Origin of the sequence: uncultured Clostridium sp. (assembly GCF_937920395.1) — a bacterium.
In the GTDB taxonomy this organism is placed as follows: domain Bacteria; phylum Bacillota; class Clostridia; order Clostridiales; family Clostridiaceae; genus Clostridium_AD.
Map to the genome: position 1 here is coordinate 1 of NZ_CALEVF010000293.1, position 15,786 is coordinate 15,786.

At 30.6% G+C, this 15,786-nt stretch carries 13 protein-coding genes, 4 tRNA genes and 2 pseudogenes; 18 read left to right on the plus strand and 1 reads right to left on the minus strand.

Annotated features, from left to right (window positions below):
• From Q0649_RS18315 to Q0649_RS18370, 12 genes and pseudogenes are all read left to right on the plus strand, one after another.
• A partial coding sequence (locus Q0649_RS18315; RefSeq protein WP_298845425.1) for an Mrp/NBP35 family ATP-binding protein occupies positions 1-659 on the plus strand: 659 nt, incomplete at its 5' end.
• A gap of 19 nt (positions 660-678) precedes the next feature.
• On the plus strand, positions 679-1,035 hold the full coding sequence (locus Q0649_RS18320; RefSeq protein ID WP_298845427.1) for a NifB/NifX family molybdenum-iron cluster-binding protein: 357 nt from the start codon (positions 679-681) through the stop codon (positions 1,033-1,035).
• A gap of 348 nt (positions 1,036-1,383) precedes the next feature.
• On the plus strand, positions 1,384-1,743 hold the full coding sequence (locus tag Q0649_RS18325; RefSeq protein WP_298845429.1) for a hypothetical protein: 360 nt from the start codon (positions 1,384-1,386) through the stop codon (positions 1,741-1,743).
• A gap of 484 nt (positions 1,744-2,227) precedes the next feature.
• Positions 2,228-3,910 (plus strand): annotated as a pseudogene (locus tag Q0649_RS18330) (S8 family serine peptidase).
• Positions 3,911-3,927: 17 nt separating this feature from the next.
• On the plus strand, positions 3,928-4,428 hold the full coding sequence (locus tag Q0649_RS18335; protein WP_298845431.1) for a GNAT family N-acetyltransferase: 501 nt from the start codon (positions 3,928-3,930) through the stop codon (positions 4,426-4,428).
• Positions 4,429-4,692: 264 nt separating this feature from the next.
• A complete protein-coding gene (locus Q0649_RS18340; protein ID WP_298845433.1) occupies positions 4,693-5,016 on the plus strand; it encodes a metalloregulator ArsR/SmtB family transcription factor in 324 nt (107 codons plus the stop codon).
• A 26-nt stretch (positions 5,017-5,042) separates the two neighbouring features.
• Positions 5,043-5,429, plus strand: coding sequence for an arsenite efflux transporter metallochaperone ArsD (arsD, locus tag Q0649_RS18345; protein ID WP_298845435.1), 387 nt, complete (start codon positions 5,043-5,045; stop codon positions 5,427-5,429).
• Positions 5,430-5,504: 75 nt separating this feature from the next.
• Positions 5,505-7,247 (plus strand): arsenical pump-driving ATPase, encoded by a 1,743-nt coding sequence (arsA, locus tag Q0649_RS18350; RefSeq protein ID WP_298845437.1) that lies wholly within the window; start codon positions 5,505-5,507, stop codon positions 7,245-7,247.
• A gap of 35 nt (positions 7,248-7,282) precedes the next feature.
• Positions 7,283-8,804: pseudogene (locus Q0649_RS18355) on the plus strand (FAD-dependent oxidoreductase).
• Between the two features lie 27 nt (positions 8,805-8,831).
• On the plus strand, positions 8,832-9,881 hold the full coding sequence (gene arsB, locus Q0649_RS18360) for an ACR3 family arsenite efflux transporter (RefSeq protein ID WP_298845438.1): 1,050 nt from the start codon (positions 8,832-8,834) through the stop codon (positions 9,879-9,881).
• A gap of 99 nt (positions 9,882-9,980) precedes the next feature.
• On the plus strand, positions 9,981-10,409 hold the full coding sequence (locus Q0649_RS18365) for an arsenate reductase ArsC (protein WP_298845439.1): 429 nt from the start codon (positions 9,981-9,983) through the stop codon (positions 10,407-10,409).
• Positions 10,410-10,516: 107 nt separating this feature from the next.
• On the plus strand, positions 10,517-12,109 hold the full coding sequence (locus Q0649_RS18370) for a peptide ABC transporter substrate-binding protein (protein ID WP_298845440.1): 1,593 nt from the start codon (positions 10,517-10,519) through the stop codon (positions 12,107-12,109).
• A 329-nt stretch (positions 12,110-12,438) separates the two neighbouring features.
• Here Q0649_RS18370 and Q0649_RS18375 read toward each other — a convergent pair whose 3' ends face one another.
• On the minus strand, positions 12,439-13,812 hold the full coding sequence (locus Q0649_RS18375) for a hypothetical protein (protein ID WP_298845442.1): 1,374 nt from the start codon (positions 13,810-13,812) through the stop codon (positions 12,439-12,441).
• Between the two features lie 185 nt (positions 13,813-13,997).
• Here Q0649_RS18375 and Q0649_RS18380 point away from each other — a divergent pair, with 185 nt between their 5' ends.
• The 6 genes from Q0649_RS18380 to Q0649_RS18405 all read left to right on the plus strand — a co-directional run bounded on the left by Q0649_RS18380 (position 13,998) and on the right by Q0649_RS18405 (position 15,724).
• On the plus strand, positions 13,998-14,594 hold the full coding sequence (locus Q0649_RS18380) for an XTP/dITP diphosphatase (protein WP_298845444.1): 597 nt from the start codon (positions 13,998-14,000) through the stop codon (positions 14,592-14,594).
• 70 nt (positions 14,595-14,664) lie between these two features.
• Entirely contained in the window at positions 14,665-15,135 is a 471-nt protein-coding gene (locus Q0649_RS18385; RefSeq protein ID WP_298845445.1) for a metallophosphoesterase, read from the plus strand.
• Positions 15,136-15,397: 262 nt separating this feature from the next.
• Positions 15,398-15,473, plus strand: a tRNA-Pro gene (locus tag Q0649_RS18390).
• 13 nt (positions 15,474-15,486) lie between these two features.
• A tRNA-Gly gene (locus Q0649_RS18395) sits at positions 15,487-15,560 on the plus strand.
• Between the two features lie 7 nt (positions 15,561-15,567).
• Positions 15,568-15,644 (plus strand) — tRNA-Arg (locus Q0649_RS18400).
• A gap of 4 nt (positions 15,645-15,648) precedes the next feature.
• A tRNA-His gene (locus Q0649_RS18405) sits at positions 15,649-15,724 on the plus strand.
• Positions 15,725-15,786: the final 62 nt, after the last annotated feature.

A 15,786-nucleotide genomic window follows, 5' to 3' on the forward strand; every position in this document is an offset into this window, starting at 1 on the left:
AAAAAGGATATAAAGTTGGACTTATGGATTCAGATATTACAGGGCCAAGTATACCCAGATTATTAGGGATTAAAGACGTTAAACCTTTTATGAACGAATCGGGTATTATACCGGTTAAAACTAATGAGGGCATTGATGTTATTTCAATGAATTTTTTAGTGGAAAATGAAGATGATCCAGTTATCTTTCGGGGCCCTGCAGTTTCTGGTGTTGTTAAGCAGTTTTGGACTGATGTTATATGGGGAGAACTTGATTATTTAATTATAGATATGCCTCCTGGCACAGGTGATGTTGCGCTGACAGTAATGCAATCAATACCAGTTACAGGTATTGTAATGATTTCAACACCACAGGACTTAGTATCTATGATTGTTGGAAAAGCAGTAAATATGGCACGCAAGTTAAACATTGATATAATAGGATTAATAGAGAATATGAGTTATATTGTTTGTCCAGGATGCACGGAGAAAATAAAAATGTTTGACTCAGATAACATAGATGAATTTTTAGATAAAAATGATTTAGATTTACTTGGGGAAATTCCGATGTGTAGAGAAATAGTTAATATTTCTAACAAAGGTGAATACAAGTTAAATGATGAATTAACAGAAATAGTTGAAAATATTATTAATAAAATTATTAACAAGACAAAACAATAAAAAGTGGAGGTAATATTTTATGAAAATAGCAATACCTAATAACGGTAGTATGGTGAATCAACATTTTGGAATGAGCAAAAGTTTTGTTATTGTTACTATAGAAGATAAAAAAATTATAAGTACTGAAGAAATATCAGCAGCCCTGCTCCAACATGAGCATCAAGGATTAGCAGATTTACTAAAAAATCAAGGAGCAACAGTGGTTATTACTGGTGGAATTGGTGGAGGAGCAATCAGCGGGCTTGAGCAAAATGGTCTTGAGGTAATAAAAGGAGCATCTGGTGAGTATAAAAAGGTAATTGAAGAATATATTAATGGAACATTAGAAAATAAAGATGTAGTTTGTAATCACCATGGTGAACATCATCATCAATAAATGATAGAAAAAAGGAGCACAGTTCAAACTGATATGCTCCTTTTTTCTGTTTAATTATAAACATTATTTAATCTTTGATCAAAATAATATTCCTTTCAAGTTCTATATATTTAGTCTTTGGTTTTGTTTCATTGAGACAATCTTTTTAATCAATTATTATACTTTGTATATTCAAAAAAATAAAGTTTTATGACAAATATGTTGTATTATGTTTAATTATCAGATAATATGTAATAAAATGTACTAGAAAAGGTAATAGATAGAAAAATTTATAGAGAAATTTATGTTGAGGAGGCGAATTATTAGTGATTACAAATTGTGGAAATTGTTATATGACTAATTTAAGTAATGAAAAAGCATAGCATAAGTAGTTCGGTTATTTTTATTATTGTATTAATTGTTCTAGTAATTATAGTCGGAATTAAAGTAAGAGGTAAGAGGTCAGTTAATTTAGAACTTATAATAATAACTGAAAGTAAAATGAATATAGAGGAAGTAAAAGAAATAATAATTGATAGTTTAAAAACATCAGATCCAAAAATAAAAGTAAATGTACGTGAATCTAGTGATGAAGTGGTTACACTGGAAAATAATTTTGTTGGAACACTTAATACAACCTTAAACAAAGATCAAGTTATTAAGATACTTTCTAAGTATAAAGGTTTTAAGCATGTTCAACCAAGTTATATATTTAAAGCAAAAAGTTGAATTATGTAATGATGTTTATAAACACGAGGGAGATTATAATATGAAAAAAATTTATTATAAATTAATTAGTACAAGTTTAGCATTATTTTTTTTAATAGTGCAAAGTAATGGCATTTTTGCATTTGCTGATGAATTAACTACATTAGGATCCAATACACCGGATACTGCTATAAGTTTAACGGCTGGTGAAAATTACACAAGAACAGTTAAGAGTGGTCAAGAATTATGGCTTAAACTTGATCCTTCAAAATTAATTACTACAAAAACTCATATTAAATTTGAAGTTAAAGGGATAAGCTATTTTGAAAGTATCTATAATAGTATAGAGAATGCAAAAATAAATAAAACACATACTGATTATTTAAATAAAAGTTCATACATATTGTATCCTATAGCTTGGCAAGGCCCATATTATGTAAAGATCAAGGCCGCTAGCAATGGAAGCATGACGATATCATCGACACCTGAGATAAATCCACCTAGCATGCCCGCTAATGAAGATACATTTTGCACTAGCGAGGCTTTATCAAAAACAGATATAACGGTCTTAGGATTATTACCAGTTCTAAGAAAGTTTAGAGATGAAGTACTAAAATCCTCAGATTTAGGAAAAGAAATAATTAATGTATATTATGCAACTTCAAGTTTTATATTAGATAAGGTTGTGTTTGATAGAAACTTTAGGTCAAAAATTACGTTGCAGATATTGAAAACTTCTCATTTACTAAAGGAATTACAGTCTCTTTCTCAAAAGGGTACAAGTAATTATGTATTAACTAAAAGTGATTACAATGCAATGTTTAATATATACAAATTAGTATCATCAGAAGTTGATAATGATTTAAGGAGCAGAATTGATAAAATATGGACAACTATAAATTTGAAAGAATATGTGGGACTTAATTTAGCTAATTTTATGAGTAATTCTGGTATTTCAGATTTAAGAAGTTCTAAATTTGAAATATTAGTGGATACTAAAAATACTTTATCAAGAGAAGAAGTTAATGCAAAAATTAAGAACTTGTTACTTTCAAATGGATTAAATTGTAGGGTTAACACGCGAAATGTAGGGGATGAAAAGGTAAAAATTGATAATAGTTATGTTTTAATTATTGAGGGTTGTTCAGACAAAGCTAAATTAATAAACATAATTAAGAAGAATTCTAAATTTAAAAATGTTTCTTCCAATATACCTGTTTATGCTTTAAGTTCAGACATACAATATAAAAGTGAGTGGAATTTACAAAATGAGAAGCAAAGGGTTCCGACAAATACCGCTAATGGGACAGAGGGCGTTGTAGGAAAGAAATTTGCAGATGTAGATTATGGTGGTCTTAATAGTTTGCTCAAAAATAAAGTTTGCCCTAAAACGTTAATTGCTGTTGTTGATACAGGTGTTAATTATGAATTAGCAGATTTAAAGGATGTAGTGCAAGTTAAAAATGGTCATGATTTTGTTAATAATGATAATGATGCAATGGATGACAATAATCATGGTACACATGTTTCAGGTATAATTGCAGCAAAAAACAATAATGGATATTCTATTTCGGGTGTAAATAATATTTCCAATATATTGCCTGTGAAGGTATTGGACAGTAATGGGTCAGGTACTCAAGAAAATGTGGCAAAGGGAATAAAATATGCAGTGGATAAGGGCGCGAAAGTCATAAACTTAAGTCTAGGCGTTAGAAATAGTGATGGTTCGCCAATATTACCAAAGGATGTACCGCAAATTGAAACATAACTTAAATATGCTTATGATAAAGGGGTAACAGTTGTTGCAGCAGCTGGAAATGAGTCCAAAGGAAACCTTTCTTATCCAGCAAATTCAAAGTATGTTATAAATGTAGGTGCTACGGACAACAAAGATCAGTTAGCAAGTTTTTCAAATTGGGGGAGTGGTCTCGATGTTGTGGCTCCAGGAGTTTCAATTCCTAGTTTAATTTCGAATGGTGAAGTTGTATATTATAGTGGAACCTCTATGGCGGCGCCTCATGTTTCTGCTGTAGCTGGAATTATTTATTCTGCTAATACTAATATAACTCCAGTAAAAGCAAAGGATATTCTTCATAAAACCAGCACTGACTTAGATAAAATAGGTTATGATACAAAGTTTGGTTATGGAAGAGTAAGTGCTGCAAAAGCTTTGAAGGCTGCAGAATAAAATAGGAGGAAAATAGTATGGATTATAAAATTGATAAAATGATATCGTCAGATTGGAAGCAGGTATCAAAGATTTATCTTGAAGGTATTAATACAGGTAAAGCAACTTTTCAAACTGAAGTTCCTACCTATGAAGAATGGGATAATGGACATGTTAAGCCATGCAGAGTAGTAGCTCGCCTAGGTAATGATGTTTTAGGGTGGGGAGCACTAAGTACAACTTCAAGTAGATGTGTTTATCAAGGTGTAGCAGAAGTCAGTATATATATTGGGAAAAATCATAGAGGTAAAAGAATAGGTAAAAACCTTTTGAAAAGTTTGATTGAATTATCTGAAGAAAATGGGTTTTGGACTTTGCAGTCTGTGATTATAATAGAAAACATTTCAAGTATAAAATTACATGAAAAATGTGGGTTTAGGGAAATTGGAAGGAGAGAAAAAGTTGCTAAAATGAAAAATGGTGATTGGCATGATGCAGTCTTTATGGAGCGTAGAAGTACTATAATTGGAATAGATTAATATACATTATAATAATTGTTTATAGTCTAACTAGTAAAAGGCAAATCATGTTTTTTAATATGATTTGCCTTTTACTAGTTAGAGTATCAAGGTTATTTGCTAAAAACTATGGGAACACTTAATGAGGTGATGAATAAAATACTATATATAGAAGAATGTAAATATAATATCAAAAATATAATGAATTATATATTAATATATTGACATAACATAGACAAAGATGTATATTATATATAGATGAACGTAAATGTAAGGGGCGATGAAGTGAAAGAAAATTATGATGATAGTGCAAAAATTATTAAAGCTCTTTCAGATCCTAGTAGGCTTAAGATAATTGATCTTTTGTCCTGCGGTAAAAAATGTGCTTGTGATATACTAGAGCATTTTGAATTTACACAGCCAACACTTTCTCATCACATGAAGGTATTAGTTGACAATGGAATTGTAAAATGTAGAAAAGATAAACTATGGAGTTACTATTCACTAAATAATAAAAACTGTAATAAACTTATATTATTTCTTATGAATCTTGTTACAGATAAAGATGAATGTATATGTAATGATAAGACTAAAAAAGAATGTGAATAATAAATAAATATAGAGGAGTGTTTTATATGAAAAAAATGATAATATTTGAACCAGCTATGTGTTGCTCAACAGGAGTTTGTGGACCAGGAGTTGATAGACAACTATTAAGAGTTTCTTCGATAATAAATAACTTAAAAAATAATGGTATTTTAGTTGAAAGATATAATGTGTCAAGTAATCCACAGATATTTGTTGATAATAAAACAATAAATAAAATGTTAAATGAATTAGGAATAGATGTACTTCCAGTTACAATGGTGGACGATGTTGTTGTAAAAACAAAGAAATATCCAACGGATGATGAGTTTGCAAGTTTATTAGAGGTGACAGTAAGTTCTCTAAAATCAGTTATCAAAAAACCATCCATAAAAAAACCATCAAAAGGTTGCGGTTGTGACGGTGGATGCTGCTAATATCAAAATTTAAATAAAATTAATTATAAAATAAAATACAAGTTTAGATAAATCAAACAGGAGGTGTTTAATAACATGGAAATTTTTAATCCACAAAATATTAAACTTACAAAATATTTATTTTATACAGGTAAAGGCGGCGTAGGAAAAACTTCAACAGCTTGTGCTACTGCAGTTAACCTTGCTGATAGAGGTAAAAAAGTGCTTCTTATAAGTACTGACCCTGCGTCAAATTTGCAAGATGTTTTTAACACAGAACTTACAAATAAGGGTGTTCCAATTAAGGAAGTACCAAATCTTATAGTTGCTAACCTTGATCCAATTAAAGCAGCAGCAGAACATAGAGAAAGTGTGATTGCACCTTACCGTGGCAAATTACCTGACGTTGTTCTTAAAAACATGGAAGAACAACTTTCTGGTTCATGTACTGTAGAAATTGCTGCATTCAATGAATTTTCAAAATTTATAACGGATGAAAAACTCCAAAAGGATTATGATCATATTATATTTGATACTGCACCAACAGGTCATACACTTAGAATGCTTCAATTACCATCAGCTTGGAGTAGTTTCATTAGCGAAAGCACACATGGAGCCTCTTGTTTAGGCCAGCTATCAGGACTTGAGAGTAAAAAAGAAGTGTATAAAAAGGCAGTAGAAACATTATCCAATGGAGATTTAACAACACTTGTCCTTATTTCTAGACCAGAAATGACACCACTTAAAGAAGCAGAAAGAGCTTCAAAGGAATTATCTGAAATTGGCGTTAATAATCAAACAATGATAATAAATGGTGTGATGAGGTCTTATGATGATAGTGTATCTGAAAGTCTATATCAAAAACAGCAAAAATCTCTCCAAGAGATGCCAGAGAGTTTGAAAAAAATAAAAACTTATATGGTACCACTAAGAGCTTACAATATAACAGGAATGGATAATGTTAGAGCGCTTCTTACTAAAGATAATTATAGTTTTAGTTGTGAAAAAATAAATGCAAAAACTATTCCTACTCTAAAAGATGTTATTGAAGACTTATGCAAAGGTAATAAAAAAGTTATATTTACTATGGGTAAGGGTGGTGTAGGCAAAACAACAATTGCAGCAGCTATTGCACTCGGATTGTCAGCAAAAGGAAAAAAAGTACACCTTACTACAACTGATCCTGCAGCTCATCTTAAATATGTTATTAAAGAAAATAGTAATATTACTATGAGCCACATAGATGAGCACGTCGAGCTTAAAAAATATCAGGATGAGGTACTTTCAAAAGCCAGAGAAACCATGGCCGAAGAGGATATTGCATATGTAAAGGAGGATCTTAGATCTCCATGTACTCAGGAAATTGCAGTGTTTAGAGCTTTTGCTGAAATAGTAGATAAAGCAGAAGATCAAATTGTTGTCATTGATACTGCGCCAACAGGTCATACTTTATTGTTACTTGATTCAACGCAAAGTTATAACCAAGAAATTAAGCGTTCGCAAGGTGACATACCAGAGTCTGTTAAAAAATTATTACCAAGACTCAAAAATTCAGATGAAACTGAAGTTATAATAGTAACGCTTGCTGAAGCTACACCAGTATATGAAGCAAAACGGTTAGAAGAAGATTTAATACGTGCTAAAATTTCAACTAAATGGTGGGTTATTAATTCATCTTTGTATAAGACGGGTACAACTAATAAGTTACTAGCCGCAAAAGCAAGTAGTGAAATTGAATGGATTAACGAAGTTGATGCACATGCAGATGGTAAATTTGCAGTTATTCCTTGGAGCCCAGATGAAATTAAGGGTGATAAGTTAAATGAGCTACTAGAATAAAAAATGAAATTAACATGAGAAAGAGGTGTAATAGTATGAGGATACTTGTTATTGGTGCGGTAGCTGCAGGAACATCTGCTGCAGCTAAAGCCAGGCGGAATGATGATAACGCTGAGATAATTATATATGAGAAAGACATGGATATATCATATTCAGGATGTGGGATACCTTATTACATTGCTGGTGAAATTAAGGAAATTTCTGAGCTTACTCCAAGAGATCCTGTATATTTTAAGGAGAAATACAATATTGATGTGTTTACAGGGTTTGAGGTATTAAAGATAGATATACAAAACAAGGAATTATCAGTAAAAAACCTTAGCACTAATGAAGTTTTTAAGGATAGATATGATAAATTAGTAATTGCAACAGGTGCAACAGCATTTGTTCCTAAAGTAATTGGAGTAGATAAAGATAATGTATTTTTTCTTAGAAATGTTCAAAGTGCTAGAAATATAAAAAATTATATTGAAAAAAATAAGCCACAAAATGCAGTTATTGCAGGCACAGGATTTATTGGATTTGAAATGCTTGAGAGTTTAATGGCAAACAAAATAAACGTAACTATTATAGAAAAGCTAAGCAAGATAACACCAAATCTTGATGAAGATATGGCGACATTTTTAGAAACGGCACTAATTAAGAAGAACATTAACATTATTAAAAATACAGGTATTGCCCAAATACATGATAATAAGGTTATTTTAGAAAATGGTACAGAGGTAGTTTCTGATATGGTTATTATGGCAACTGGAGTAAAACCTAATGTAATGCTAGCAAAGAATGCAGGAATAGAAATTGGGGTTACCGGTGCAATAAAGGTTAACAAGAAGATGCAAACAAACATTGAAGACATTTATTCATGTGGTGATTGTATTGAGACTTTCTCTGTGGTTACTGGTAAAGCAGTATATAGGCCACTTGGCTCAACTGCAAATAAAACAGGTAGAATTGCTGGAGACGTTCTTAGTGGGGGTAATTTAGAATATAGAGGTAACCTTAGTACTGGAATATTTAAACTTTTTGATTTGGCAATTGCAAGTACAGGATTGTCTGAAAAAGAAGCAAAAGAAGAGGGTTATGAGATAGTTACGTGCCACAATATAAAATACGATAAACCTGAGTATTTTAATGGTAAAGAAATGCTTATAAAGGCGATTGCAGATAAGGTTACCCAAAAGCTTTTAGGTGTACAAATTATTGGGTATGAAGGAGTCGATAAGAGAATAGATGTATTTGTAACATTAATTACTTATGGTGCAAAGGCTTCCGACCTTTTCCACTTAGATTTAGCTTATGCACCACCATTTTCAACAACTAAGGATCCTGTTCATTATACTGGAATGATACTTGATAACATCTTAAATAAGAATAGACCTGTTATCACAGCGAAGAAGACACAAGATTTAATTGATAAAGGCGAGGAAATGCAGGTTATTGATGCAAGAATAAATAAGCAATATACAGAATATTTTGATTAATCATGGTTTTAATAAGGTTTATAATCTCTCAGGAGGTCATAAATTTTACAAAGCGACAAAAACAAAATTAGAATGAAAATGGATTTATTAGGGGGATTTTATTATGAAAGAGAGACCAAGACTAGCGTTACTTGATAGGTTCTTAACCTTGTGGATATTCCTTGCAATGGCAGTGGGTATCTTGCTCGGCTGGGCAGTGCCGGGAGCATCAGTTGTTTTATCAAAACTATCAGTGGGGGATACATCAATGCCTATTGCAATTGGACTAATAGTAATGTTATATCCACCACTTGCAAAGGTTAATTACAAACAACTTGGAAAGGTATTTAATAGTCCCAAAATTTTAACTTTATCTTTAGTACAAAATTGGATTATTGGACCAATATTAATGTTTATACTTGCAATAGTTTTCTTAAGGTCAGATCCGGGTTTGATGACAGGACTTATATTAATAGGTGTTGCAAGGTGTATTGCTATGGTAATAGTCTGGAACCATTTAGCAGGTGGAGATAGTGAATACGCTGCAGCACTCGTAGCTTTTAATTCAATATTTCAAATAATATTCTATTCAGTATTTGCATATGTTTTTGTAACAGTATTACCACCGTTATTTGGACTTACTGGGTATAAAGTGAATATTTCAATGGGAACGGTAGCTACATCTGTTGCAATTTATTTAGGAATTCCATTTGCACTAGGATTCCTCACAAGATTTATTTTAGAACCTAAAATGGGAACTGAGTGGTATACAAAGAAGTTTATACCAAAGATTAGTCCATTCGCTTTAATTGCATTGTTATTCACAATAGTAGTTATGTTTACTTATAAGGGACAATATATTGTTGAACTTCCACTAGATGTAATTAAAGTAGCTATTCCACTCTTAATTTATTTTGTTATTATGTTTTCAGTTTCATTCTTTATTAGTTATAAACAAGGATTTGATTATAAGAGAACAGTAACACTAGCATTTACCGCTGCAAGTAATAATTTTGAGCTTGCTATCGCAGTTGCAGTAGCAGTCTTTGGAATACAATCAAAGGAAGCTTTTGCAGCAGTTATCGGACCACTCGTTGAGGTTCCAGTAATGATAGGACTAGTTAATGTAGCTTTATATTGGAAAGGTAAATATTTTCCAAAAGAGAAAGCTTAAATTTAGTATATTAATCAAATGAATTTATATTCCCTCGGGCTAATTAAAATAGTTTTGAGGGAATTATAAATTACTACATATATAAAGGAGAATTATATTATGAAACCAAAGGTAGCATTTATCTGTGTTCACAATTCTTGTAGATCTCAAATGGCAGAGGCTCTTGGAAAAAAGTTTGGGTCATCTGTGTTTGAATCATATTCTGCAGGAACTGAAACTAAACCTCAAATTAACCAAGATGCAGTTAGGATAATAAAGGATTTATATAAAATAGACATGAATGATACTCATACATCAAAGTTAATTGATGATATACCAGAGGCCGATATTGTAATAAAAATGGGTTGTAATGTAGTTTGCCCAATTGTGGCACATAGGCACGAGGAAGACTGGGGACTAGATGATCCTACTGGGAAATCTGACGCAGAATTCATAAAAATAGCTAAGAAAATTGAAGAGAAAATTAAGGATTTAAAGAAAAGAATAGAAAATAATGAAATTAATTTAGAAAAGGAAATGTCATGGTAAATTGAATAATTCATATATTAAAAGTTAATACTCCTAATAAGGTGCATGAAAATAGTCCGAGATATGGACTTGTTATCTATATAGATGTAACTAAGGTGGGGGTAGGTATGAAAAAAATATTATGTGTTATTTTGATTTTTATGACGATGTTTACAAATGGGTGTGTTCAAAAAAAGATGACAACAACAATATCTAGAAAGTATCTAGTTTACAATTTAGGAGAATTGCCATCAGATTTGTTAATGGTAGATAATGATAATATTCGCGAAAAAGATTTGTTATTAGTTTTATTTGAAGGATTAGTAAGAGAAGATAAAGATGGTAAAATAGTGCCTGGAATGGCAGAAAAATATGAAATTTCCAAAGACAAAATAGGATATACATTTAAATTGCAAAAAAATCTTCATTATAGCAACGGCACAGATATAAAAGCTACAGATTTTGTAAGGCTTTTCCATGATATTTTATTAGAAAAAGGAAATGTTTTTTCAGATCAATTGTATTGTATATTTGGAGCTAAGGACTTTAGCATGGGAAAGGTAAGTTTTGATAAAGTTGGCATCGTAGCATCAAAGGATAATTTAAGTCTAGAGATAAGATTAAACAGTCCAAAGGATAACTTTATTAATATCCTTAGTAATCCAATTTATACTTTAAGAGATGATAATATGAATTTGAAAAACTGGAAAGAAAATTATAAACAAATTGACTATAGTGGCCCATTTATTATAAAAGACATAAATAAAGAGGGTGAAATAACACTACTAAAGAATCAAAAGTATTGGAGGGCAAATGAAATTGTCAGCAGCGAGATGTTGTTTACATCGGTAATTGGAGATGAGAAAGCATTAGCAGATTTTGAAACTAGTGGAGATAGTAAAAACTCGAAAATTGATGTATTTGTAAGCCCGCCAATAAGTGAAATAAGTACGCTTAGTGATGAAAAAAAAACTGAAGTTAAACCTACACAAAGTAGATATTATCTAAATTTTAATTTAAAAGATACTGGACTAGTAGATCAAAATCTTAGAAATGCAGTAAATGAAATAATAAATAGAAAATTGATAATAGAAACTTTATCAGAAGACTTAGCAGTTCCAACAATGAGTTATACTTCATATACGAGTGATAGTGATAAATTAATTTTTGATGAATCTCGAAACAAAATTAAAGGTGAAGATTATTTAAAAAATAGTACCTATGATAAAGAAAAAAAATTAGTTATGGTGTATGAAAATAAAAATTTTGATACCAAAGTAAGTGGAGAAATAGCCAAAAGTATAAAAAAATATTTGAATATAGATGTAGTTTGTACTGGTTATGAAAAAGATGATCTTAATAAAGTGATAAGTTCGGGGAATTATAATATAGAATTTACAGGAAATGATGAAGAGTATGGAGATGGTTACAAGTTCTTTTCTAAATGGACAGCGAATTCGAAAGACAATATTTATGGATACAAGAATGCAGAATATGATAAAACTATAAATAAAGCATTAATGGAAAACAATGATAATAAAAAAATAACAATTTATAATCAGGCACAAGAAATTCTAGCAAAAGATTTACCATGTATACCGGTATATATCGCAAACACAGTAATATGTAAAAAAGAAAATATCAAAAATATTTACACAACTAAAGGTGGAAATCTAAAATTTGATTACGCCTATAAGGACAGTTCCACAGTTACTAAATAACAAACACTAATTTTAAGAACTTAATCTAAATGTTTTAATTTGGAATTAAGAAATTTTTATACTATATTTTGGAATGGCTAAGATTTTTTTCGTGGATTATGCTAACAAAGTATATGTTGCGTAAAATGCATTTGAACAAACCTTAGTAATTCTTAATTTATTTAATTTGAAGTTGCGAAGGGAAGCCGCATGTTTGAGCATAGCGAGTTTGCGGTTTTTAGCAGATGCAAATTAAATAGATTTTAGAATTACAAGGTGAAGTGAACGCATTCCAGCAATATATACTTTTTTTTATAGCATAATCCAAGAAAAATTATTAGACAATATTATTATTGATTATGAAAGAATATTGTTAAGAAAAATATAAACATATTTTTACTACTATCAAAAGATGATTTACTTTGTTTAAAATTTTCTTTACGTTTGCTATATACTATATTTTTGATAAATATAGATGCTAATTCATTATTCTCAGGTGTTGGGGCTTCTGGCGCTCTGAAATTATCATCTTGGATTAGATCTTCAGATTTCAATGAAAAATTTCTGTAATGTTCTGAATTATCAAGTGATGGTGAATCAGGCCAACTTAAAACTATGCCAGAATCTAAAATTTGGTGCTTAAAAATATCTTGAAGCATGTTTGAGTTATCATCTATAGTATTAAAATCGGAATATAAGATTATGCTATACATGTAAAGCATAATTTCATCAGAGGTATAAGTTATTTCTTTTTCGGCGCTTTCTTTTAGCAATATGCCCTTCTCAATATCATACAATTTTGTTAATTTACCAAATAAATCATCACTGGTATCTTTAAATTTATTCATAGAAGTATTATTATACATAAGTGTACAATTTATAAAAAGCATACAGGAATAATCTAATTTGGCATTAATAATTAAAGAGGGTTTAGTATTATATTGTTCGATAAGTAAATCAAGAAAATCTATTAATAAATTTTTGCATTTCTCGAGTCCAGAGTATTTGTAAAAAACATTTAAGGCTAAGCATATTTTGTTGAGTTCCTCAAATGATACATTATAAATTTCGTCTTTATACAAAGTGAACATATCAAGAATGTCTAAAGCAAATTTTTCATATTCCTCCTCATCATTATCAAAGGAAGAATATTTGTAGTAAGCAGCCATCATAAAGGCTTGATCAGAAAACTTAAATTTGGTATTTTTATCTTCAAAAGTAAAGTCTTCATGCATAGGGTCTGTTAAATCTTTTTTATCTACAAAAAGCCCATCTTTATTTCGAAAATAAGAAGCATAGAATTCTAGTTGTTCTTTGCATAGCTTAAGATAAAGTGAACTTAGTGCATATTTAGTATCATCTATCTTCTTAAAGCTACGATAATAGTCTACGAGTTCTAATAATGATAAAGTCATGAACGCATTGCTGTTAATGGTAATTTCTTTTTTAACTTTACTTTCATTCCAATTTAATGTGCCTTCCTTCATTTTTAATTTAGCATCTGCTTTTTTATAAATACATAAAAGTGGAGAATTTAAATTAATTGTGTTAATATCAATCTTAGAAAAAGATTTAGATTTTAAATCGCGAGCTGGAATATATACCCCACATTTTGAGTCAAAAACTATATCTTTTAATGATTCTTTTGATAAGTAGAAAAATTGATTTCTTATGTTGTTTTTGTTTAATGTATTGACTCTTAAAAAAGGTCCTAGAAAATTCATTATATCACCACCATATATTAGTCCTTATATAGATAATATGATTACATTTAGTAAAATGTGCTAGTTTTATGAAATTAGAAAAGAAGAATTTAAATAAAGGCTTTAAAATTAAATTGTGCTGAATTAAAATATATTATAGATAATAATAAAAGAGTATTATAGGTAGTATAGAAAAAGGAGAAAATATGAAGAAAATAATAATTGCAAGTAATAATGATCATAAAATTAAAGAAATAAAAGAAATTTTATCAGAGTTTGATTTTGAAATATTATCTTTAAAACAAGCTAATATTAATATCGATGTAGACGAAACAGGAAGTACATTTATTGACAATGCATATATAAAGGCAAGTGAAATTTTTAAGATAGCTGATGGAAATATGGTTCTGGCGGATGATTCAGGTTTAGCGGTGGAATCTTTAAATGGAGCACCAGGAGTTTTTTCAGCGAGGTTTGCGGGTGTCCATGGAGAGGATAAAGCAAATAATGAAAAATTATTATATCTTTTAGATGGTGCAAGTGAGGCAGAGAGAAAAGCAAAATTTATTTGCGCAATGGTGCTTATAGTTAATGTAGATAAGGTAATAAAAGTGCAGGGAGAAGTGGATGGAGTAATCACATCAGAATTTATAGGTGATGAAGGTTTTGGGTACGATCCATTATTTTATGTTAAAGAATATAAAAAAACATTTGCTCAGATGACTGCTGATGAAAAAAATGCTATTAGTCATAGGGGAAGAGCATTAAATAAATTAAAGATTGAACTTAAGAATTTAGTATAGTAAATATAATTATTATGAATATAAAAAAATGGAACAAATTAAAATTTATTAGTGAAGAGGGTGATTTAAAATGCACATAGGGGTTGTAAGTGATACACATATGGTTATTAGCAGCATAGAGAGGCTAGTAAAGGAGATAACGGGAGTAGATGTATTAATCCACTTAGGCGACAATGTAGCCGACGTAGCCACTATTAAAAAGTATTATAAGGGTGAAATAATAAACGTAAAAGGAAATTGCGATTTTTCTGAAAGTGTTCCAATCGATAGGCTTGTAGAAGTTGGTGGTAAAAAGATTTTTTTAACACATGGACATATATATGGTGTAAAAGAAAATTTGTCTGTACTTAGATATAAAGCCTTAGAAACAGGGGCAGATATAGTTTTATATGGGCACACACATGTTGCAAAAATAGATTTTGAAGAAGGAATATGGTATATAAACCCTGGTAGTGCTTCACTTCCAAGAGATGGAGAGAGGAGTTATGCTATTATAAATATTAATCAAGGAAATGTAGAACCAAAGGTGATAAGATTTTAGTTTAATAATCACGGGTACAGCTTTGATATTAATGGTTTCAGAAGGTTATTTACCAGTAACATTAGTATAAAATGTAACATTTTTATACATAATAAGACTGTTTTCTTTTTAAAATATATAAAAGTTATAAAAAAGGTATTGACGTATTAATATATATGGTGTAAAATAATCCATGTCGTCGGAAAAATTCATTAAATACAATGCATAAGACGAGAAAGTTAATTTAGAACATTGAATGGTTTTATTGATGTTTAGTGAATATCGGGGTGTAGCGCAGCTGGGAGCGCGCGTGGTTTGGGACCATGAGGTCGCAGGTTCAATCCCTGTCACCCCGACCATTTAAATTAACAAGCGGGTATAACTCAGTGGTAGAGTGTTAGCCTTCCAAGCTAATTATGAGGGTTCGATTCCCTCTACCCGCTCCAAAATTATGCGTCTTTAGCTCAGTTGGATAGAGCAACGCCCTTCTAAGGCGTGGGCCGGGGGTTCGAATCCCTTAAGACGCACCATATGGTGGACGTAGTTCAGTTGGTAGAGCGCCAGTTTGTGGTACTGGTTGTCGTGGGTTCGAGCCCCATCGTCCACCCCATTTACACATTGGGATATCGCCAAGCGGTAAGGCACCACACTTTGACTGTGGCATTCGTAGGT

What these genes read in the sequence shown, in the direction of transcription:
- Q0649_RS18320 (WP_298845427.1), top strand. Translation starts at nt 679, where the DNA reads ATGAAAATAGCAATACCTAATAACGGTAGTATGGTGAATCAACATTTT.
- Q0649_RS18325 (WP_298845429.1), top strand. Translation starts at nt 1,384, where the DNA reads ATGAAAAAGCATAGCATAAGTAGTTCGGTTATTTTTATTATTGTATTA.
- Q0649_RS18335 (WP_298845431.1), top strand. Translation starts at nt 3,928, where the DNA reads ATGGATTATAAAATTGATAAAATGATATCGTCAGATTGGAAGCAGGTA.
- arsD (WP_298845435.1), top strand. Translation starts at nt 5,043, where the DNA reads ATGAAAAAAATGATAATATTTGAACCAGCTATGTGTTGCTCAACAGGA.
- arsA (WP_298845437.1), top strand. Translation starts at nt 5,505, where the DNA reads ATGGAAATTTTTAATCCACAAAATATTAAACTTACAAAATATTTATTT.
- arsB (WP_298845438.1), top strand. Translation starts at nt 8,832, where the DNA reads ATGAAAGAGAGACCAAGACTAGCGTTACTTGATAGGTTCTTAACCTTG.
- Q0649_RS18365 (WP_298845439.1), top strand. Translation starts at nt 9,981, where the DNA reads ATGAAACCAAAGGTAGCATTTATCTGTGTTCACAATTCTTGTAGATCT.
- Q0649_RS18370 (WP_298845440.1), top strand. Translation starts at nt 10,517, where the DNA reads ATGAAAAAAATATTATGTGTTATTTTGATTTTTATGACGATGTTTACA.
- Q0649_RS18375 (WP_298845442.1), bottom strand. Translation starts at nt 13,812, where the DNA reads ATGAATTTTCTAGGACCTTTTTTAAGAGTCAATACATTAAACAAAAAC.
- Q0649_RS18380 (WP_298845444.1), top strand. Translation starts at nt 13,998, where the DNA reads ATGAAGAAAATAATAATTGCAAGTAATAATGATCATAAAATTAAAGAA.
- Q0649_RS18385 (WP_298845445.1), top strand. Translation starts at nt 14,665, where the DNA reads ATGCACATAGGGGTTGTAAGTGATACACATATGGTTATTAGCAGCATA.